Here is a 22,433-nt window from a genome sequence, read left to right as displayed (position 1 = left end):
GTTTTATTAATATCCGTCATTTTGAATTAAATTAGGGTTAGTTGATATGGTGTTTGATGGAATTGGAAATATATTTCTAAATGAACTAACTGAAGCTCCATTGGCTTGGTTTCCTTTAAAAGGCCATAAGTAAGCATTTGTTGTAAATGAATTAAAACGAATTAAATCAGTACGTCTTTGACCTTCCCAATATAATTCACGAGAACGCTCATCTAAAACAAAACCTAAGTCTAGATCTGAAGATGAAATATTTCCAGATGCATCACCATAAGCTCTTGCTCTTAGCTCATTTATTGCTGAAACTGCTCTGTTATTATCACCTCCACCACCTCTTAGGTTAGCTTCTGCATAATTTAAATAGATTTCAGCCAAACGAATAATAGGGATATCTGTATCTACAAATTCTCCACTACTATCATTTCCTTGATTACCGTTTGAGTCAATGTTTTTAAACTTAGTTACCGCATAACCTTGATCAAAAGGAGGAATGCTCTCTATTTCTAAGCTTTGACCATCGGTATAGAACATCGCTCTGTGGTCACCTTCTATATAAGATTCTAGTAATGTGTTAAAATTAACAGCTTCAATAGTGTACGTTAAATTGTCTAGGTCAAAAGTAATGTAATATTCACCTGCAGTTACAGGAATATTATCCCCTGCAGCTTCTAAAATTCCATCAGCCCCAGTATCTCCATAATTATTTCCCCAATCTTCATTAAACCTGAATTTTAAAAATCCATCTGTTAACTCAGTATATAAAGCAAATTTATTTGTAGCTATTTCAAACATTTCAGTGTCTGGACCATCCCAACCATTTGGAGTCCCATCACCAACGATTCCCCAATCAGTTATAGCTCCTAATGCATTATTAATATCTGAGAGTTCTTGAACGACTAAGTTGTAATCAAATTTTTCTACAAGCGCTTTAGTTGTTCTGTAGCCTCCCCAGCCACCATTAACACCTAAACTTAGTGGATCCATACTACCTCCTGTTGCTGCATGAACTATAAATGTTGATCCTCCATAAGTTTGAGACTGAATACCGTCAAAATTTAAGGCAAAAATAAATTCGTTTTGAGCTCCGTTAGAATTGTTATCTGCTAAAAATAATTCATCATAAGCTGAACCATTACCATTTGCATCTGTTGTATTAATAACATATGATGAGTTCATTACATTCTCAGAGTAAATAACACAATCAGTATAACGAGCGGTTCCTGTCCAAACCTCAGCATTCAAATATAACTTAGACAATAATGCCCATGCTGCCACCTTATCTACACGACCATATTCATTAGATTCTGATAGTAAATCTTGAATTTCTAATAATTCAGACTCTACATAATTAAATAAATCTGTTCTAGAACTTTGAGAAGGTAAATCTGTAGTAATTTGTGTTACTAAAGGTACATTCGCATAAAAGTCAATTAAGTTATAATAAGCAAAAGCTCTTAAAAAGCGCGCTTCAGCAATATAGCTTTGAGCTTCATCATCAGATAAAGCCGAGGCATTTTGTATAAAAGCATTTGTAAACGAAACCTCTTGTGCCAAACGTAAATACATAGCACCAGTAAAATCGTTTCCGGCAGACCAATATAAACCATGTAAATCTGGTAATCCTGGATCTCCCCAACCTACCACAGCGTGGTCTGTAGTTAATTCATTAAGGTTAAATAGCATACGTGTGTACTGCGAGGCTCCTTCATCAATTCCAGAAATATCTGGTTGACCTGCAGGCCCTTGCTGTCCGGTTAATGCTAAACTAGCATAGAGTTTGGCTAAAGCACCTTTAGCCTCAGTGATGTCTACAAAAACATCTTGTTCGGTGAAACTATCTGGATCAATTGGATCTTGATTTAAATCATCATGACATGCCGTCATAAAAAGCGAGATAGTAACAATAAAAATAATTTGTTTCATTCTATTTTTCATAATTCAATTATTTTTTAAAAATCTACATTTACTCCAAAAACAAATGATCTAGGTCTTGGATAGAAATTACTATCAATACCACCAGTGATTTCTGGATCTAAGCCTTTATAGTCTGTTATGGTTGCAACATTCTGTACAGAACCATACAATCTTAAGGATACATCTTTAATAGCATTATCTAAGGTATAACCTAAGGTAATATTATCAATTTTAAAGAATGAAGCATCTTCAATATAATGACTACTTAAAAACGTGTTTTCATTAGATTGATTTACAAATCCATTATCTAAATAGCTTGAATGTAAATTTGATAAAAAGTTATTAGTTGTTGGTATTACACCATCTAAATAAGAGTTTCCCGCTGATACATCATTGTACGCATAGTTTCCTATATTGGCTCTAGTAACAACAGCCAAATCCCATTGTTTATAGCTTAAGTTGGTGTTTAATCCCATTAAGATATCAGCATAAGGATCTTTATAGATGTATTTGTCAGCATCATTTATAACGTTGTCTCCATTTCTATCAACAAACGCGCCTTCTATTGGATTTCCGCTAGTATCATATACTTGTTGAAAGACGTAAAAGCTATAAGGTGCTTCACCTTCAGTGTGCAATTGTACATTGTTTCCCGTTCCTGCACTAATACCACCAGTTTCTTGTACAAATGGTAAATCAGTGATTTCATTTTCATTAAGTGAAATATTATAATTTATAGACCACTCAAAGTCTTCTGTTTTTACAGGTATTAGATTTAATGTAAATTCTACACCTCGGTTTTGCATGTCTCCAATGTTCTTTTCAATTTGAGATCCAAAATTTGTAAAAGGATCTACAGATGCTGAGGCGATTAAGTCTTTAGTTTGTTTTTGGTATAAGTTAACCGAACCAGAAACTCTTCTATTAAACAAACTGTAATCTATACCTATATTAAAGGTGTTACCAATTTCCCATTTTAAATCTTCATTTAAAGGATCTGGTCTGTACGTTTGGTAAAATGAATTTCCAAATTGATAATTCGCAGTAGACTGACTACCAGTATAGCGTGTTAAAAATAAATAATCACCTAAACCATTGACGTTACCAACTTCACCATAACCAACACGTAACTTAAGTTCATTTACATTATTACTAGCATTTAAAAAGTCTTCATTGTGTAAATTCCAAGCTAATGCTACAGAAGGGAAATAACCCCAACGGTCATCTGGATTTAATTTAGAAGAAGCATCAGCTCTTAAAGTTGCTGTTACTAAATACTTCCCATCATAATCGTAGTTTAAACGACCAAAGTAGGATAATAATACATTTTTAGATTTGTCTATAAATTCAAAGTCATTTCCGTCTTCCTCTGCCTCACTGTCGTAACTAAAATTATCATATTCAAATGATTGATACGAATATCCCGCAACGGCATTAATATTATGCACGTCTTTTATTGATTTTGTATAGGTGAAATAAGCATCAAATAACTGATTTGTAGAAATATTAGAATAGGTATTTCTCGATCCATTCCATGTTAAATCTGAAGTTGGTATTAAGTCAGAAACTAAAGTTCTACCATTACTATTAGATTTATCAATACCAGTACTTATAGTTGCAGTAATATCTGGGAAGAAATGTAACTTATAATCTGCTTTTGCATTTAAGATATAACGTCTAACCTCCGAACTATCATCTCTTAAATTTAATAAGGCAACAGGATTGGTTCCTGCTAAGTTAGGTTGTTGACCAGTTGAAGCATCAATCCAAGAAAAATAACCTCCAAACTGTGAGTTTGGGTCATAAACTGCTTGTGTAGGATCAAAACTATTAGCACTACCAATTGCTCCTCTGTCTGCAAAGGTGTTTTCGGTATAGTTTCCTCTAGCAGAAATATCTAATTTTAAATGATCATCAAAGAATTTTGGTGATAAATTTAAAGACGCTGTAGTTCTTTGGAAATTATCTCCAATTAAATTACCATCATGGTCTGAGTGACCAAGTGAAACTCTCATTGGTACTCCAAATGCACTACCTAGCGCACTAAAAGAATGGTCTTGCCCAAACGCCGTTTGATATATTTCATCTTGCCAATTCGTATTAGAATTACCTAAAAGTGCCATAGTCGCGGCATTCGCATTAGGATGACTATTGACGATGCCTCTAAATTGATCAGCACTTAATACATCAACTCTGTCTATAGATGTATGAATAGTTGTAGACGTTGTTGCGCTAAATCTAAAATCAGTGTCTTTACCTTTTTTAGTCGTAATCATAATTACACCATTAGCTCCTCTAGATCCGTAAATTGAAGTAGCAGACGCATCTTTCAATACGGTCATACTTTCAATATCGTTAGGATTAATGAGGTTAAGTGGGTTTCTAGAACCTCCTACACCCCCTCCATCTAATGGAACACCGTCTAATACGATTAATGGATTACTAGATAATGATAAAGACCCATTTCCTCTAATGATAATATTCTGGCCATCACCTGGAGATCCACTTCCAGAAGTAACTGAAACACCAGCTATTTTACCGGATATTAATTGTTGTGCAGAAACAAGAGGACCTTGATTGAAATCATCAGACTTTAATAAGTCTGCAGCTCCAGTTAAATCATCCTTTTTTACAGAGCCATAACCAACAAGTATGACCTCATCTAATTGAGAAGCATCCTCTTCTATAACGATATCGATTATGGTTTGTCCTGTAAACTCAATTTCTTGTGTAGTATAGCCAAGGTATGAGATTACAATAACGTCACCTTGACTTAGTTCTAAAGAATATTTACCATCGAAATCCGTAGCGGTTCCTTTGGTAGTGCCCTTAATAATAACATTTACGCCTGGTAGAGGCATGGCGTTTGCTTTGTCTGTCACAGTACCAGTTACGGTAGATTGCGCCATCAATGTTGCTGGCAACATAATGAGACAGAATAGTAAAGCATTTAAAACTGTTTTCATAGAGTGTATTTAAGTTAATTGCTTATTTAATTGATTTATATTTTCACTTCTCGGGTTAAATCTATGTAAATTTAATGTGAATTGAGATTTAAAAAAGATGACGAAAGTCACGAAAACGTTTTCGTGTTAAAAACTTTTCTTGAAATATGAACATTAGTGGTGAAATCGCAAATAACTGAGTATCTTTTATTAAAAATATCGAAAAATTGCGAAGTCAAAAATTCGATAATTTAATATTTGACTTATATTCGTTTAATATTTGTCTTATTTGAGAATCTAGTATATGAAGTGCTTTATAACTTAAGGAGAGTAATTATTATTAAAGAAGATATAATAAAAATAGAGAATTAATATATACATGAAACGAAAGATAACATTAAAACAAATAGCTAGAGAACTCGATGTTTCTATCTCTACAGTATCTAAGGCCTTGCGTAATAGTGCAGAAATTAGCGAGGATACCAAACAAAAAGTCCAGGCATTTGCTAAACTTTATAACTATAGGCCTAACAATATTGCTTTAAGTCTTAAGAACAGAAGAACAAACACAATAGGGATAATCATACCTGAGATTGTGCATCATTTCTTTTCTAAAGTAATTAGTGGAGTTGAGCTCGTCGCTAATAAAAGAGGATATAATGTTATTATTGGATTGTCAAACGAATCGTTTTCTAAAGAGGTGATTAATATGGAAATGCTTGCCAATGGCAGTATTGATGGTTTTATTTTATCAATGTCTAAGGAAACCTTAAAGTTACAAGATTACCACCACTTTAATGAAACAATGACTCAAGGGATGCCTATTGTAATGTTTGATCGTGTGGTGTCAGAAGTAAAATGTGATAAAGTTATAGTTGATGATTTTAATGGAGCAAAAAAAGCAGTTGAAAAATTGATAGACAATGGCTGTAAGTCAATAGCTTTAATTACTACGAAGGATTATGTAAGTGTCGGAAAACTAAGAACTCAAGGTTATCTTGAAGCTTTAGAAGAGCACCAAATGCCACCAAAAGCAGAATTAATTTTAAAAATTGACGAATCTTTAGATTACGAAGCACATTTAGAGGCATTAGAAAAAGAGATAGAGCAGTTATTTCAATTCAATCCCAAGTTAGATGGTGTTTTTGCGGTGAATGAAATTTATGCCTTATTGGCTATGAAAGTCGCTCGAAGATTAGGACTCGATGTCCCTAATGATGTTCAGGTTATTGGGTTCACAGATGGTGTGTTGTCAAAACACGCTACACCGAGTCTTACTACTGTGAGTCAACATGCACAACGCATGGGGGAAAAGGCAGCCGAACTATTAATTAATAAATTAGAGAGTGAATTTAATAGTGCGGATGAGGTATTTCAAACTGTTGTTATTACAACCGACCTAATAGAGCGAGAATCTACCAAATAAAGTTTTTTCATTGCTGTTTTAAAATCTTTTTTATCTTTGTTGCATAATCAAAACTTATATTTTCACTTCTCAATGAAATAAGTTTTGATAAGCTAAGCTTGTCAGAATAGTATTAATTTAACATACTATTTAATGGAAAAGCGTAGAATGAGTTTCTGGCAAATCTGGAACATGAGTTTTGGATTTCTAGGAATACAGATGGGTTTCGCCCTTCAAAATGCCAACGCAAGTAGAATTCTTCAAATTTTTGGAGCGGATGTTCACGAACTATCATGGTTCTGGATCATTGCACCCTTAATGGGGCTAATTGTTCAGCCAATAGTTGGATATTACAGCGATAAAACTTGGGGTAAATTAGGACGAAGAAAACCTTATTTTCTTGTAGGTGCTATTTTATCATCTATCGGTCTGGTGTTGATGCCACAAGCAGACATGTTTATTGCATTTTTACCAGCGCTTTGGGTTGGTGCAGGAATGCTAATGATTATGGATGCTTCTTTTAATATTGCCATGGAGCCTTTTAGGGCTTTAGTTGGTGATAACTTAAGAACAGATCAGCGTACGGCAGGTTTTAGTATTCAAACAGCTTTAATCGGTTTTGGAGCCGTTATTGGGTCTTGGTTGCCATATATATTAACCAATTGGTTCGGTGTATCAAATGAAACCGTTGCAGGTGTAGTGCCAATAAATTTAGTTTGGTCTTTTATTATTGGAGCAGCTATATTAATTATTTCTATTTTAGTTACAGTAGTAACCACAAAAGAGTATTCACCAAAAGAATTAAATAACTTTGAAGAACAACATGAAAGTTCTGGCACTGTATTAATAGGTGAAGACGAAAAATCGAGTCTTTTCGATATTTTCGATGATTTCAGAAAAATGCCAACTACCATGCGCCAATTAAGCTGGGTGCAATTCTTTTCTTGGTTTGGTCTTTTCGGTATGTGGGTATTTGCAACACCAGCAATTGCGCAACACATTTATGGTTTGCCATTTACGGATAGTAGTAGTTCAACATACCAAGATGCGGGAGATTGGATTGGTATTCTTTTCGGAGTATATAACCTTATTTCTGCATTTTACGCTTTTGCACTTCCATACATAGCTAAAAAGATTGGAAGGAAACGTACACATGCCATATCCTTAGTTATTGGTGGGTTAGGATTACTATCAATTTATATTATGCCAGATAAAAATTGGCTTATTGTTTCAATGATAGGTATCGGAATTGCTTGGGCAAGTATTCTTGCGATGCCCTATGCTATTTTAGCCGGTTCTATTTCACCTAAAAAAATGGGGGTTTATATGGGGATTTTTAATTTCTTCATTGTAATCCCTCAAATAATTAATGCCTTAATTGGAGGACCACTAGTTAAGTATGCTTATGGAAATCAAGCCATATTTGCTTTAATGATGAGTGGTGTTAGTTTTTTAATCGCAGCAGCATTAGTGTCAAAAGTTAAAGACGTCGATGACGTTATTCAAAAATAAATAAATGAAGAAAAAAGGATTCATATTCGATCTCGATGGTGTTATTGTAGATACCGCAAAATATCACTTTTTAGCATGGCAAAGACTGGCTAAAGGCTTAGATATCGATTTTACAGAAGAAGAAAACGAACAGTTAAAAGGGGTTAGCCGTGTACGCTCTCTAGAAAAAATATTGGCTTGGGGAAACAAAACTATTTCTCAAGACTTGTTTAACGAACTCATGGGCAAAAAGAACGAAGAGTATTTGAGTTTTATTGCAGAAATGGATATAAACGAAATCTTACCAGATGTCCCAAGGGTTTTAAACTTTTTAAAACAAAAACAGCAACCGATTTCATTAGGTTCCGCAAGTAAAAATGCGAGAACAATTTTAGAACGCGTTGATCTAAAATCGAGTTTTGATGCCATTGTTGATGGAAACGATGTTACGAAAGCAAAACCAGATCCTGAAGTATTTTTAATTGCCGCAAAGGAAATTAATGTAACACCAGAAGATTGTATCGTTTTTGAAGATTCAGTCGCGGGTGTTTCTGCTGCTAATGCTGCAAATATGATTTCAATAGGAATCGGGAGTAAAGAAGTCTTAGGACATGCCACATACGTATTTAATGATTTCACTGAAATCTCAGACGATTTTATAAAATCTCTAATCGAAAATTAATCAAAATCAAACGTCTCAATTAGAGATTATTAAACAATTATAATAATGAACCTAGATTATATCATCCCAAACAACTGGTCAATTTTAGAAGAAGGATTCGACCCAAATCAGGTTAAGGCATCAGAAAGTTTGTTCAGCATCGGAAATGGTGCCATGGGACAACGTGCCAATTTTGAAGAAAAATATTCAGGACCAACTTTTCAAGGTAGCTATATTGCTGGCGTTTATTATCCAGACAAAACTAGAGTCGGGTGGTGGAAAAATGGGTATCCAGAATATTTTGCTAAAGTATTGAATGCGCCAAGTTGGATAGGTATAAACGTTACTATTAATAACGAGCAACTCGATTTATTTGCTTGTAAAAACGTGAAAGACTTCCGAAGAGAACTCAACATGAAAGAAGGTTGGTTATCACGTAGTTTTGTGGCGACGCTTCAAAATGATATTGAAGTTGAGGTTAAAACCAAACGGTTTTTAAGTCTGGATTTGGATGAAGTTGGAGCGATTAATTTTAATATCACAGCTTTAAATTCGGATGCCGAAATTACTTTCGAGCCGTATATAGATTCAGGTATTACAAATGAAGATACCAATTGGGACGATAAGTTTTGGGATACCGTAAAAGTATCTCAAGATGGTGAAAAAGCACTTATCGAAGCTAAAACTATGAAAACTGAGTTTTATACCTGTACGTTTATGGAATCGCAATTATTTCATAATGGAAATCGAGTAGAAATAGCTTCAGAAAAAGAAGAAACTGCTACGACTATTGCATTTTCATATACACAAAAGGTAACTAAAGGAGATACATTTTCTATCCATAAATTTGGTGGTTATACCGTAGATCGAAATCATGATAAAAATGAATTAGTTGCTGCTGCAAAAACCACTTTAAATAAAGCAAAAACGGCTGGTTTTTCAAAACTCTTAGACAATCAAAAGCAGGCATGGGCTCAAATTTGGGACATGGCAGATATTACTATCGAAGGAGATGTAAAAGCACAACAAGGTATTCGTTTTAATATTTTCCACCTAAACCAAACGTATCTTGGTACTGATGCTACATTAAACATTGGTCCAAAAGGATTTACTGGTGAAAAATATGGCGGAAGCACCTATTGGGATACCGAAGCTTATTGTATTCCATTTTATATGGCTACAAAAGATCAAAGTGTGGCTAGGAAATTATTAGCATACCGATATAATCATTTGCCAAAAGCAATTGAAAATGCTGAAAAATTAGGTTTTACTAATGGAGCGGCATTATACCCAATGGTCACTATGAATGGCGAAGAATGCCATAACGAATGGGAAATTACCTTTGAAGAGATACACAGAAATGGAGCAATTGCTTTTGCTATATTTAACTACTACAGATACACTGGCGATTTTAGTTACATTCCAGAAATGGGACTTGAAGTTTTAATCGGGATTGCGCGTTTTTGGCATCAAAGAGCCAATTTCTCTACCAACATGAATAAATATATGATTCTTGGTGTTACGGGACCTAACGAATACGAAAACAATATCAACAACAATTGGTATACTAACTACATTGCGAAATGGTGTATTGATTATACCTTGGAAACGATTGAAAAAGTAAAAGAAGGTCATAGTGTTGATTTTGAAAGAATTTCAGGTAAAACAAAAATTACACACGAAGAATTAGCACTTTGGAAAAAAGTAGCAGACAATATGTATTTTCCATATTCGGAAGAACATGATATCTATCTTCAACAAGATGGTTTTTTAGATAAGGAACTAATCACCGTCGCTGATTTAGATGCTTCACAACGCCCAATTAATCAAAAGTGGTCTTGGGACAGAATTTTACGCTCACCTTATATTAAACAAGCAGATTTGCTACAAGGGATGTATTTTTTCGAAGATCAGTTTACAACAGAAGAATTAGAGCGTCATTTCGATTTTTATGAACCATTTACAGTTCACGAAAGTTCATTATCACCTTGTGTACATAGTATTCAAGCTGCGAAGTTAGATCGCATGGATCAGGCGTATACATTCTATTTAAGAACATCGCGTTTAGATTTAGATGATTATAATCACGAAGTTCACGAAGGTCTACACATTACGTCTATGGCTGGTACTTGGATGAGTATCGTTGAAGGTTTTGGTGGCATGCGAATTAAAAATGACACATTATCATTTGAACCGAAAATTCCTAATCAATGGAAAGGCTATTCGTTTAAGGTAAATTTTAGACATCAGATTATTAAAGTCGCTGTTAACCAGAGCGAAACGCAATTTGAATTAGAAGGCGATGCTGATTTAGATATTCTTGTTAATGGAAAAGTAATTACTATTAGTGCTAATAATTTAGTAACGGTTTAATTAAATAAGATCTAGCAGGTTTAAAATATAGTTATACCGATATCCTGCAAGGTTTCTAACCTTGCAGGTATTGGATTTAAACAAGATATTAGACAGATATCAAGGAATTTGATTTTATATAGAAACGAAGTACATAACCTTGCATGTATAATTTTTATACAGCATATGAAATAAAAAGACCTTGCAGGTTTTTAAAACCTTATAGGTCTAAATATCCCAACTGAAATTATCCGGTAAGGTTTCCAAAACCTTGTAGGTATAAAAGCTAAATATGAAAACATATATTTTCTTAATCCTAAGTCTATTTTTTACGGTTTCAATTACGGCTCAAAATGTAGAAAGACAATTTATTGAAACAGCAAAACAAGACAACAATTTTGTTGTTATGGTAAATGACGGTATTTATATTTTTAGATTTTATAGTTCAGAAATTGTGGAAACAATTTTTCGACCTAAATGGGATAAAAACCCTTATGACACTATTTCGCATGCAGTAGTCAAAAAACCAAAATATTCAAATTACGAGGTAATAGAAAGTGTTCAAGATATTCAAGTGAAAACTTCTGGTGTGAACATTACCATCACCAAAACCCCATTTCAAATTTCCTACTACTACAAAGACAAGCTCATCACGTCTGAAAAAGCAGGTTACGTTAAAAACGACAGTTTAGAAACTATAGAATTCAACCTTACCAAAGACGAGGTACTTTATGGAGGAGGCGCAAGAGCTTTGGGTATGAACCGTCGTGGACATCGACTGCAGCTCTATAACAGAGCACATTACGGTTACGAAACCCATAGTGAATTAATGAACTTTACCTTACCAATTGTGTTGTCGTCTAATAAATACATGATCCATTTTGATAACGCCCCTATCGGCTTTTTAGATTTGGATAGCAAAGGAGATAATACGTTGAAGTATGAAACCATTTCTGGCAGAAAAACTTACCAAGTGATTGTTGGAGATTCTTGGTACGACATTACTAATAATTACACCGACTTAACAGGGAAACAACCCATGTTACCACGTTGGGCGTTGGGTAATTTCTCAAGTCGTTTTGGCTACCACTCGCAAGAAGAAGTCGAAATGACCATCGCTAAATTTAAAGAAGAAGAAATTCCTGTGGATGCTATTATTCTCGATTTATATTGGTTCGGGAAAGACTTAAAAGGCACTATGGGAAATTTGGAAGTGTTTAGAGATTCCTTTCCCGATTTTGAAGGCATGGTAAAACGTCTGAATAATAAAGGGGTTAAAACCATTACGATTACTGAACCGTTTGTTTTAACCACGTCTAAAAAATGGGATGAAGCCGTAGAAAAAGATGTTTTGGCTAAAGATTCTATCGGGAATCCGGCCAAATACGATTTCTATTTTGGCAACACCGGACTCATAGATATTTACAAACCTGAAGGCGAAAAGTGGTTCTGGAACATTTATAAAGGCATCGCCAATATGGGAGTTGCAGGTATTTGGGGGGATTTAGGAGAACCCGAAGTGCACCCAAGTTGGGTACAACATCATACAGGTTCTGCAGATGAGGTTCATAATATTTACGGTCACGACTGGGCACGATTAATCCATGAAGGTTATCAACGTGATTTCCCAAATACAAGACCCTTCATTTTAATGCGTGCTGGATATTCTGGTTCACAACGCTATGGTATGATTCCATGGTCTGGAGATGTGAATAGAACTTGGGGAGGTTTACAGTCTCAACCAGAAATTGCCCTACAAATGGGAATGCAAGGATTAGCCTATATGCATTCCGATTTAGGCGGATTTGCAGGCGCTAATTTAGATGATGAATTGTATGTGCGTTGGCTGCAATACGGAGTGTTTAATCCTATTTTTAGACCACATGCTCAAGAAGATGTTCCAAGTGAGCCTGTATTTAGAAACGAGAAAGCAAAAGCATTAGCAAAAGAAGCCATCGAACTACGCTATAAATTATTGCCTTATAATTACAATTTGGTTTATGAAAATAACCAATTCGGGAAACCTTTAATGCGCCCATTATTTTTTGAAGAATCTGATAACCCTGAATTATTCAATTACTCAAAAACTTATTTATGGGGAAATGATATTTTGGTATCACCTGTTTTGGAAGCTGGTAAAAAAGAGCAGGAGGTTTATTTTCCAAAGGATAATGTATGGTTCGATTTTTATACGGATGAAAAGATGGAAGGTGGACAAACAAAAACGGTTCCACTCAAAGAAAATTCTATTCCGACATATGTGCGAGCCGGAAGCTTTGTTCCACTTACCAAAGTGACTCAAAGTACAAATGAATATGATTCAGTGAATTATGAATTACACTATTATTATGATGCTTCCATTCCTAAAAGCAATCGTGAATTCTATAATGATAGAGGAAACAAGAACTTAAATAAAACATATGAAATTATTAATTATAGAGCAAAAGGTAAGCGCAACGTTCTAAATTTTGAATTTAAGATGATGTCAAAAGTAGATTTTGATTATCTAAAATCAATTAAGCTAGTGATTCACAATGTCGCTAAAAGGCCAAAAAGTATTAGGGTGAGCAATGATAAAGAACCAGTTAATTGGGATTCAGAAAAGAATATCTTAACAATACCTATAAAATGGTTTGCTATAAATAATATGAAAACCGTCAAAATCAAACTAAAAAAATAATGCAATGCATATAAAATATCTTATCTTAATTGTTTTAGGTTTTACTGTATTTATGGGTTGTAAAAACGAAGTGAAAGAGTTGCCTAAGTCAGAAGAAATTAAATCAGAAATGAAGAAAAAAGAAGTCGTCTATCAAGTTTTTACACGTCTATTTGGCAATACCAATACTACCAACAAACCTTGGGGAACTTTAGAAGAAAATGGGGTTGGGAAATTTAATGATTTTACGGATAAAGCCTTAAAAGAAATTAAAGATTTGGGTGTCACACATATTTGGTATACTGGTGTGCCGCATCACGATGTCATTACAGATTATATCGAATTTGGCATTTCTAACGACGATCCAGATATCGTAAAAGGTCGTGCTGGTTCACCATATGCTGTAAAGGATTATTATAATGTGAATCCAGATTTAGCTGTAAATGTAGACAACCGATTAGAAGAATTTGAAGCCTTAATTAAACGGTCTCACAACGCAGACTTAAAAGTTATTATTGATATCGTTCCTAATCACGTAGCTCGTAATTATCAAAGTTTAACCAATCCTGAAGGGACAACTGATTTTGGAGCAGACGATGATAAAACAAAAACCTACGACGTTAATAATAATTTCTATTACAATCCGGGTGAAGCCTTTAAAGTACCAGAGTTGAAAAACGGTTACCAACCTTTAGGTGGGGAACAGCAGCCATTAGCAGATAGTAAGTTTGAAGAAATTCCTGCAAAATGGACAGGCAACGGTTCACGAGCATCACAACCAGACATGAATGATTGGTACGAAACGGTAAAAGTGAATTATGGTGTATCACCAGAGGGTAGAAAAGATTTTGACGAGTTACCAGATGGTTTCGACAATGAGGATTATAAAAAGCATTTCGAGTTTTGGAAAGGTAAAACAGTTCCAAGTTCTTGGATAAAATTCAAGGAGATAGCTTTGTATTGGACCGCAAAAGGCGTGGATGGATTCCGTTATGATATGGCAGAAATGGTGCCAGTTGAATTTTGGAGTTACATGAATTCAGCTATAAAAATGGAAAATCCAGATGCCTTTTTATTAGCGGAAGTTTACAATCCAAGTTTATATAGAGATTACATCCGAAAAGGGAAAATGGACTATTTATATGATAAAGTTCAGTTATACGACACCTTAAAACATGTGATGCAAGGGAATGGAAGTACGGACAATGTGCCGCCAATTTTAGATGATTTACGAGATATTGAGCACAACATGCTTCACTTTTTAGAAAATCATGATGAGCAACGTATTGCCAGTCCAGATTTTGCAGGAAGCGCTGAAAAAGGAAAACCTGCCATGGTGGTTTCGGCAACATCATCCACAGCACCAACAATGATTTATTTTGGTCAAGAATTCGGAGAACCAGGCGCTGAAGATTTAGGCTTTGGAGATCCAACGAGAACGTCAATTTTTGATTATGGTTCAGTGCCTAGTCAGGTGCGTTGGGTCAATGATAAAAAGTTCGATGGTGGGCAATCCACAGAAGCAGAAAAAGAACTTCGTGATTTTTATAAACGACTGTTGAATTTTACCATTAATAGTTCGGCTTTAATGGGCGACTATCAAGATATTCAACATTACAACCATCAACATACGGAATGGTATAATGATAAAGTATTGTCATTTGTACGTTGGAGTGACGACGAGAAGTTGATTATTATTTCAAATTTCAATGCAGAAAACACCTATGGCTTCGAATTGCAATTACCAGAAGATTTGGTTCAGAAATTAGGACTTCAAGATGGTGAATACGACGTAAAAGACCAATTGTATAACGCTTATACTTCAACATTAAAAGTTGAAAACGGTAAGGCTGAAGTGAGAATTGATATCAAACCTTTAGAGTCGTTTATTTTAAAAATTAACTAAAGTCGCGTCAAAAAAAACTAGAGTCTAGACCTGTCAGGTTTTTAAAACCTGACAGGTCTCAAAGCAAAAGTCTAATAAAAAAGATACCCATTTTCATGGGCACAAAAGATGAAAAAACTATTTTTATTTACCATAATTCTTATCACTTTGAGTTGCAAAAATAAGGACGCCGAAAAACAAACTGCCGCAATAGAAACGTCAGAAATTATAGAAACACCATTTGTTTGGGAAGGAGCAAATCTCTATTTCTTATTAACAGATCGTTTCAATAATGCTGACCCTTCAAACGATATTAATTTTGACAGAACTAAAGAAACGGCTAAACTCAGAGGGTTTAAAGGAGGAGACATCAAGGGTGTTACGCAAAAAATTAAAGAAGGGTATTTTACCGATTTAGGAATTAACGCTATTTGGATGACACCAATTGTCGAGCAAATCCACGGAGGCACAAATGAAGGCACAGGAGTAACTTATGGTTTTCATGGCTATTGGACCAAAGACTGGACAGCGATTGATCCCAACTTTGGAACTAAAGAAGATTTACATGATTTGGTAAAAGAAGCACATGCTAAAGGAATTAGAATTGTATTAGATGCTGTGATTAATCATACTGGACCAGTAACAGAAAAAGATCCAGTTTGGCCAGAAGAATGGGTGAGAACAGATAAACAATGTTCTTACGATAATTATGAAAATACAGTAAGTTGTACCTTAGTTGCTAACCTTCCAGATATTAGAACGGAAAGTAATGACAATGTAGACTTACCACCACAATTAGTAGAAAAGTGGAAAGCAGAGGGTCGCTACGAACAAGAATTGAAGGAACTCGATGCATTTTTTGAACGTACTGGACATCCAAGAGCTCCTCGTTTTTACATCATGAAATGGCTAACGGATTACATCACAGAATTTGGAGTCGATGGTTACAGAGTAGATACGGTAAAACATGTAGAAGAATATGTTTGGCAGGAATTTAAGGTGGAATGTGATTTTGCCTTTGCCGAATACAAAAAGAATAATCCTGAACAAGTGTTAGATGATAACAATTTTTATCTGCTTGGTGAAGTTTATAATTATGGCGCAAGTACAGGTCAGGAATTTAATTTTGGGGACAGAAAAGTGAATTATTTTAATCCACCAAGTTTTCAGAGTTTGATAAATTTTGAGTTCAAATACAATTCAAAAGACAAAGGTTATGAAGATTTATTCACGCATTACAATGCCATTTTACATGCTGAATTAAAAGGATTCGGAACCGTGAATTATTTAAGTTCGCACGATGATGGTCAACCTTTTGATGCTCAGAGAAAAAAGCCTTTTGAAACCGCTAATAAATTATTGTTGTCACCAGGAACGTCGCAAGTTTATTATGGTGATGAATCGTCGCGTTCTCTTGTTGTATCCGGGACGGAAGGTGATGCGACCTTGCGTTCAATGATGAACTGGGATTCTATTACTAAACAAAAAAGAACAAAAGAAGTCTTGACGCATTGGCAAAAATTAGGTAAATTTAGAGCTAATCATCCTGCCGTAGGTGCTGGTAAACATCAAATGATTACAGAACAGCCATATTACTTCTATAGAAATTACCAAAAAGGAAATTATAAGGATAAAGTCATTATAGGTTTAGATCTTGAAAAAGGTAAAAAAGTAATCGATGTTTCTAAAGTTTTTCAAGAGAGAGTAATGCTGCGTGATGCTTATTCTGGAGAAACAGCTACTGTAGAAAATGGAACTGTAACTATAAATTCCGATTTTGAAGTTGTTTTATTAGAGAAGGAATAAATTAATTACAGACACTGACCTGGCAGGTTTTGTAAACCAGCAGGACTTGAAAGTAGAAAGAATACCCGTAAAGTCCCTTCAAGGGGACAATGCACTCAGATGAATAGGAAGACTGTACCCTTGAGGGGACTTTACGGGTGTAAACTAAACATAAATTGAAGAAATTAAGACCTAGCATGTCTCATAGCATAGATAGGCAAAATAAATAAACTGAAATTAACCTATTCGACTTCGACTACAACTAGTCATCGCAAAATCTAATAGGACCAAAAATATATATACATGAAAATCTACATTTCAATTTTAGCAATGGCATTAGCATTAGTCTCATGCAATTCAGAAAAGAAACAAACCACACAAATCAGTTCACCAGACGAAAAAGTGATGGTCGATTTTAATATTAATAATGAAGGACGACCTTTTTACACGGTTCAGTTCAATAATAAAACGGTGGTTGATACCTCTTATTTAGGTTTTGAATTTAAAGATGTTCCAGCTTTTAATAAGAACTTTATTATTAAAAACACTAGCACATCAACGTTTAACGAAACTTGGCAAATGCCTTGGGGAGAACAATTAGATGTGGTTAACCATTATAATGAACTAAAGATTGAGCTTCAAGAAAAAACAAGTCCAGAACGTTTTTTAAATATCGTGTTTAAAGCTTATGATGATGGTATTGGATTTAGATACGAATTCCCACAACAAGCACGATTAAAAGGAGAGGTTTTCATAACGGAAGAGCATACTGAATTCAACCTGAAAGAAGACTATAAAACCTTTTGGATTCCTGGAGATTGGGATATCTATGAACATTTATACAATACAACAAAATTGTCTGAAATTGATGCTTTGCAATTTGCAAATCATAAAAATTTAGCACAAACTTATATTCCTGAAAATGCTGTAAATACACCGGTTACTATGGTGGGAAGTGATGGAACACATTTAAGTTTTCATGAAGCTGCTTTAGTAGATTATTCTGGAATGACCTTAAAAGTTGATACTGAAAATTTAAACCTGAAAAGTAATTTAGTAGGTTCAGAAAACACGGATTACAAAGTGAAACGAACCATGCCTTTCAATACACCTTGGAGAACCATTCAAATTGCAGATAATGCCCCAGATTTAATTGAATCTAAGCTTATTGTTAATCTAAACGAGCCGAACAAACTAGGTGATGTGTCTTGGTTTAAACCGATGAAATATACAGGTGTTTGGTGGGAAATGCACTTAGGGAAATCGTCTTGGGATTACGGAATGACTCAAGATATGAGTACATGGACAGATGGTGGAACATCTAATGGAACTCATGGAGCAAATACCGAAAATGTAAAACGATTTATTGATTTTTCAGCTAAAAATAATATAGGTGGCGTTTTAGTGGAAGGCTGGAATACCGGCTGGGAACATTGGATTGGTTTTGAAGACCGCGAAGGTGTTTTCGATTTTGTAACCACATATCCAGATTACGATATTGATGAAGTCGTTCGTTACGGAAAGGAAAAAGGCGTAGATATTATCATGCACCATGAAACGTCTGCAGCAACAGAAACTTACACCAAACAACAAGATACGGCTTTTGCTTTAATGCAGAAATATGGTATGCATACCGTTAAAACAGGTTATGTTGGTAAAATTTTGCCTAAAGGGGAGTATCACCATGGTCAATATATGGTGAATCATTATAATAATACCGTTGAGAAAGCCGCGAAATATGAAGTGGCTATTAATGCTCACGAACCTATTAAAGCTACAGGATTAAGACGTACGTATCCTAATACAATTTCGAGAGAAGGGTTAAGAGGGCAAGAGTTTAACGCGTGGGCAACAGATGGAGGTAACCCACCAGAGCATCTACCAATTGTAGCTTTTACAAGAATGCTGTCTGGACCAATTGATTTTACTCCTGGTATTTTTAATATAAAATTTGATGAATACAAAAAGGACAATCAAGTGAATACAACCATTGCGCAGCAATTAGCATTGTATGTGGTTATTTACAGTCCGGTGCAAATGGCTGCAGATTTGGTAGAGCATTACGAAGCTAACCCAGAACCGTTGCAGTTTATTAAAGATGTTGGAGTAGACTGGGAAACTACCAAGGTTTTAAATGGTGAAGTTGGAGATTATGTCACCATTGCTAGAAAAGAAAGAGAGACTGGGAATTGGTTTGTTGGTGGTATAACGGATGAAAATTCTAGAAATATTGATGTTGTTTTTGACTTCTTAGATGACAATCAAGATTATGAAGTGATTATCTATAAAGATGGAGACAAGGCGCATTGGGATAACAATCCGTTAGATATTTCTATTGAAAAAATTGAAGTTAAAAAGGGTTCGACATTAAGCGTAAAACTAGCCGAAGGTGGTGGTTTTGCTATTAGCCTTATTAAGAAATAGCTAAAATAAAAATCTAAATTTCATTAAATATTTAATCTTTATAGAGCGTAACTAATTCTATCAGTATTGTTTTTTTACTTAATGATTTTAAAGTAATTTTAAAATTTTAACTATAATTTACAAGGCTTAATCGGTTGATTTGTCATTTGAGTTAATATGAAATCGTATTTTTATAAACAATTGTAATATTAAATGGTTTATTGCAATGCTAAAATTACTTACCATATTTAAGTCACTCAAATGCTAAATTAGATAGATGAAGTTACACATAAAGGATACATTTAGTAAAGAGTTACCATCAGATGCTAATACCGAAAATAACAGGCGGCAAGTATCTGAAGCCACGCATTCTTATGTAAATCCTAAAGTGCCATCACAGCCTAAATTAATTCATGCTTCAATAGAGATGGCTAATGCCATTGGTTTAGAGGAAGAAGATATCAATTCAAAAGACTTTTTAGAGGTTTTTTCGGGCTCTAAAATTTACTCAAAAACAAAACCTTATGCTATGGCCTATGCGGGTCATCAGTTTGGCAATTGGGCAGGACAGTTAGGCGATGGAAGAGCGATTAATTTATTCGAAGTTGAGCAAGACAATAAACGTTGGGCCATTCAACTAAAAGGGTCTGGTGAAACACCTTATTCAAGACAAGGTGATGGATTGGCGGTTTTAAGATCGTCCATTCGCGAGTATTTATGTAGCGAGGCTATGTATCATTTGGGTGTGCCTACTACAAGAGCACTGAGTTTAATGTTGTCTGGTGATGATGTCTTACGCGATGTGCTTTATAACGGTAATGCCGATTACGAAAAAGGAGCTATCGTCGCTAGAGTTGCACCGACTTTTATTCGCTTTGGTAATTTTGAATTGTTTGCAGCACGTAATGATATTAAAAACCTCAAAAAACTAACCGACTATACTATAAAATACTTTTATCCAGAATTGGGTAAACCTTCAAAAGAAACCTATATCAAATTTTTTGAAGCCGTGACACAACGCACTTTAGATATGATTATCCACTGGCAACGCGTTGGTTTTGTTCATGGAGTGATGAATACCGATAACATGTCTATTCTTGGTTTAACTATAGATTATGGGCCTTATGGATGGCTAGAAGATTTTGATTTTGGCTGGACACCAAACACCACAGACAAACAGAACAAACGTTACCGTTTTGGTAATCAGCCCAATATTGGACTTTGGAATTTGTTACAACTCGCCAATGCCTTATATCCGTTAATTGAAGAAGCCGAACCTATAGAAGCTATTCTGAATCAGTATCAAGTTGATTTTGAAAAGCAATCACTTCAAATGATGCGCTCTAAATTAGGGTTGCAAGTAGAACTTGAGGACGATGCCAAATTGATACAAGATTTTGAAGATTGTTTATTGTTGTCTGAAACCGATATGACGATAGCATTCCGATTATTAGCGAACTACAAGAAAGATAATCGAGACAATGGTATAGAAATCATAGAAAACGCATTCTATAAACCTGAAGAATTAACCGAAGATAATTTAATGCAATGGAAAGTTTGGTTCAAAGCTTACGACCAAAGATTGCAGAAGGATGCAATTACAGATTCAGAACGTCAACAAAAGATGAATGCTGTAAACCCAAAATATGTGCTTAGAAATTATATGGCGCAGTTAGCTATCGATAAAGCGGATGAGGGTGATTATGGTTTGGTAGATGAATTATTTAAACTACTTAAAAAACCTTACGATGAGCAGCCAGAGCACGAGAAGTGGTTTGCCAAACGCCCAGAGTGGGCACGACATAAAGTAGGTTGCTCTATGTTGAGTTGCAGCTCTTAATTTTTAATAAAAAACAGAACAATGGATTTTTCAAAACTAAAAGTATTATACATCAATTGCACATTAAAAAAATCACCTGCAGTAAGTCATACCGAAACGCTTATGGAGGTCTCTCAAAATATTTTAAAAAAGGAGAACGTATCTTTTGAAACGATTCGACTTATAGATTTAGATGTCGCTGTTGGTGTGTATCCAGATATGACAGAACACGGTTGGGAGAAAGATGACTGGCCAAGTATTTATAAAAAAGTGAGTGAAGCCGATGTCTTAATCGTAGGAACACCAATTTGGTTAGGTGAAAAATCTTCTGAAGCGCAAAAGCTAATTGAACGTTTGTATGCTATGAGCGGAGAAACCAACGATAAAGGACAATATGTTTTCTATGGTAAAGTGGGAGGATGTATGGTAACTGGTAATGAAGATGGGGTAAAACACTGTGCTATGGGAATATTGTATTCGCTGCAGCATGTCGGTTATTCTATTCCACCGCAAGCCGATTGTGGATGGATTGGCGAAGTAGGACCAGGACCAAGTTATGGTGATACTAAATGGAAGGATAAAAGCATTAATCCCCCAGTAGGATTCAATTCTGAATTCACCAATAGAAACACCACATTTATGACTTACAACCTTTTACATTTAGCAAAGCTATTGAAAGAAAATAAAGGATATAGTAATTACGGTAATTCTCGAGAAGCATGGGACAGTGGTACACATTGGTCTTTTGAAAATCCAGAATACAGATAGAAATTAAGCATCCACAAATGGAGCGAGATTAAAGTTTCTGTTTGATAAAAAACAATAAAGATGAAAGCAATTTGGAATAATAAAGTCATAGCAGAAAGTAATGACACTATAGTCATAGAAAGAAATCATTATTTTCCTCACGAAAGTATAAAAAAGGAATTTTTTAAACCAAGTGACTTAAACTCTGTATGCCCATGGAAAGGCACAGCATCGTACTATACGATAGAGGTTGATGGTAAGGAAAATAAGGATGCTGCTTGGTTTTATCCAGAAGTATCAGAATTGGCAAAGGGAATTAAAAACCATGTCGCTTTTTGGAGAGGTGTAACAATTGAAGATTAAAATTAGG

At 34.9% G+C, this 22,433-nt stretch carries 13 protein-coding genes; 11 read left to right on the top strand and 2 right to left on the bottom strand.

Annotation, left to right across the window (positions count from 1 at the left end; all coding sequences use genetic code 11):
* Positions 1-6 precede the first annotated feature (6 nt).
* Both HM986_RS03040 and HM986_RS03035 read right to left on the bottom strand, forming a co-directional pair.
* Positions 7-1,932, bottom strand: a complete 1,926-nt coding sequence (locus HM986_RS03040) for a RagB/SusD family nutrient uptake outer membrane protein (RefSeq protein ID WP_179333598.1) — start codon at positions 1,930-1,932, stop codon at positions 7-9.
* A 14-nt stretch (positions 1,933-1,946) separates the two neighbouring features.
* Entirely contained in the window at positions 1,947-4,877 is a 2,931-nt protein-coding gene (locus tag HM986_RS03035) for a SusC/RagA family TonB-linked outer membrane protein (RefSeq protein ID WP_179333597.1), read from the bottom strand.
* Positions 4,878-5,235: 358 nt separating this feature from the next.
* Here HM986_RS03035 and HM986_RS03030 point away from each other — a divergent pair, with 358 nt between their 5' ends.
* The 11 genes from HM986_RS03030 to HM986_RS02980 all read left to right on the top strand — a co-directional run bounded on the left by HM986_RS03030 (position 5,236) and on the right by HM986_RS02980 (position 22,426).
* Positions 5,236-6,282: a LacI family DNA-binding transcriptional regulator gene (locus tag HM986_RS03030; RefSeq protein WP_179333596.1), complete on the top strand. Its 1,047-nt coding sequence runs from the start codon at positions 5,236-5,238 to the stop codon at positions 6,280-6,282.
* Between the two features lie 132 nt (positions 6,283-6,414).
* Positions 6,415-7,773 (top strand): MFS transporter, encoded by a 1,359-nt coding sequence (locus tag HM986_RS03025; RefSeq protein WP_179333595.1) that lies wholly within the window; start codon positions 6,415-6,417, stop codon positions 7,771-7,773.
* A 4-nt stretch (positions 7,774-7,777) separates the two neighbouring features.
* Positions 7,778-8,434 carry a beta-phosphoglucomutase gene (gene pgmB, locus HM986_RS03020; RefSeq protein WP_179333594.1) on the top strand — a complete coding sequence of 219 codons (657 nt, stop codon included), beginning with the start codon at positions 7,778-7,780 and terminating at the stop codon, positions 8,432-8,434.
* 45 nt (positions 8,435-8,479) lie between these two features.
* Positions 8,480-10,786, top strand: a complete 2,307-nt coding sequence (locus tag HM986_RS03015; RefSeq protein WP_179333593.1) for a glycoside hydrolase family 65 protein — start codon at positions 8,480-8,482, stop codon at positions 10,784-10,786.
* A 271-nt stretch (positions 10,787-11,057) separates the two neighbouring features.
* Positions 11,058-13,445 (top strand): TIM-barrel domain-containing protein, encoded by a 2,388-nt coding sequence (locus HM986_RS03010; RefSeq protein WP_179333592.1) that lies wholly within the window; start codon positions 11,058-11,060, stop codon positions 13,443-13,445.
* 52 nt (positions 13,446-13,497) lie between these two features.
* Positions 13,498-15,330 carry an alpha-amylase family glycosyl hydrolase gene (locus HM986_RS03005; RefSeq protein ID WP_394354220.1) on the top strand — a complete coding sequence of 611 codons (1,833 nt, stop codon included), beginning with the start codon at positions 13,498-13,500 and terminating at the stop codon, positions 15,328-15,330.
* Positions 15,331-15,438: 108 nt separating this feature from the next.
* Positions 15,439-17,115, top strand: a complete 1,677-nt coding sequence (locus tag HM986_RS03000; protein WP_179333590.1) for an alpha-amylase family glycosyl hydrolase — start codon at positions 15,439-15,441, stop codon at positions 17,113-17,115.
* Between the two features lie 282 nt (positions 17,116-17,397).
* Positions 17,398-19,518, top strand: a complete 2,121-nt coding sequence (locus HM986_RS02995; protein WP_179333589.1) for a glycoside hydrolase family 97 protein — start codon at positions 17,398-17,400, stop codon at positions 19,516-19,518.
* A gap of 256 nt (positions 19,519-19,774) precedes the next feature.
* Positions 19,775-21,337 carry a protein adenylyltransferase SelO gene (locus HM986_RS02990; protein WP_179333588.1) on the top strand — a complete coding sequence of 521 codons (1,563 nt, stop codon included), beginning with the start codon at positions 19,775-19,777 and terminating at the stop codon, positions 21,335-21,337.
* 21 nt (positions 21,338-21,358) lie between these two features.
* A complete protein-coding gene (locus HM986_RS02985) occupies positions 21,359-22,084 on the top strand; it encodes a flavodoxin family protein (protein WP_179333587.1) in 726 nt (241 codons plus the stop codon).
* A 60-nt stretch (positions 22,085-22,144) separates the two neighbouring features.
* On the top strand, positions 22,145-22,426 hold the full coding sequence (locus HM986_RS02980) for a DUF427 domain-containing protein (RefSeq protein ID WP_178983266.1): 282 nt from the start codon (positions 22,145-22,147) through the stop codon (positions 22,424-22,426).
* Positions 22,427-22,433 lie beyond the last annotated feature (7 nt).

This window comes from Winogradskyella costae (assembly GCF_013403865.1).
Lineage (GTDB): Bacteria > Bacteroidota > Bacteroidia > Flavobacteriales > Flavobacteriaceae > Winogradskyella > Winogradskyella costae.
Note: the sequence above shows the minus strand (reverse complement) of the source record. Positions and strands in the feature narration are given on the sequence as shown.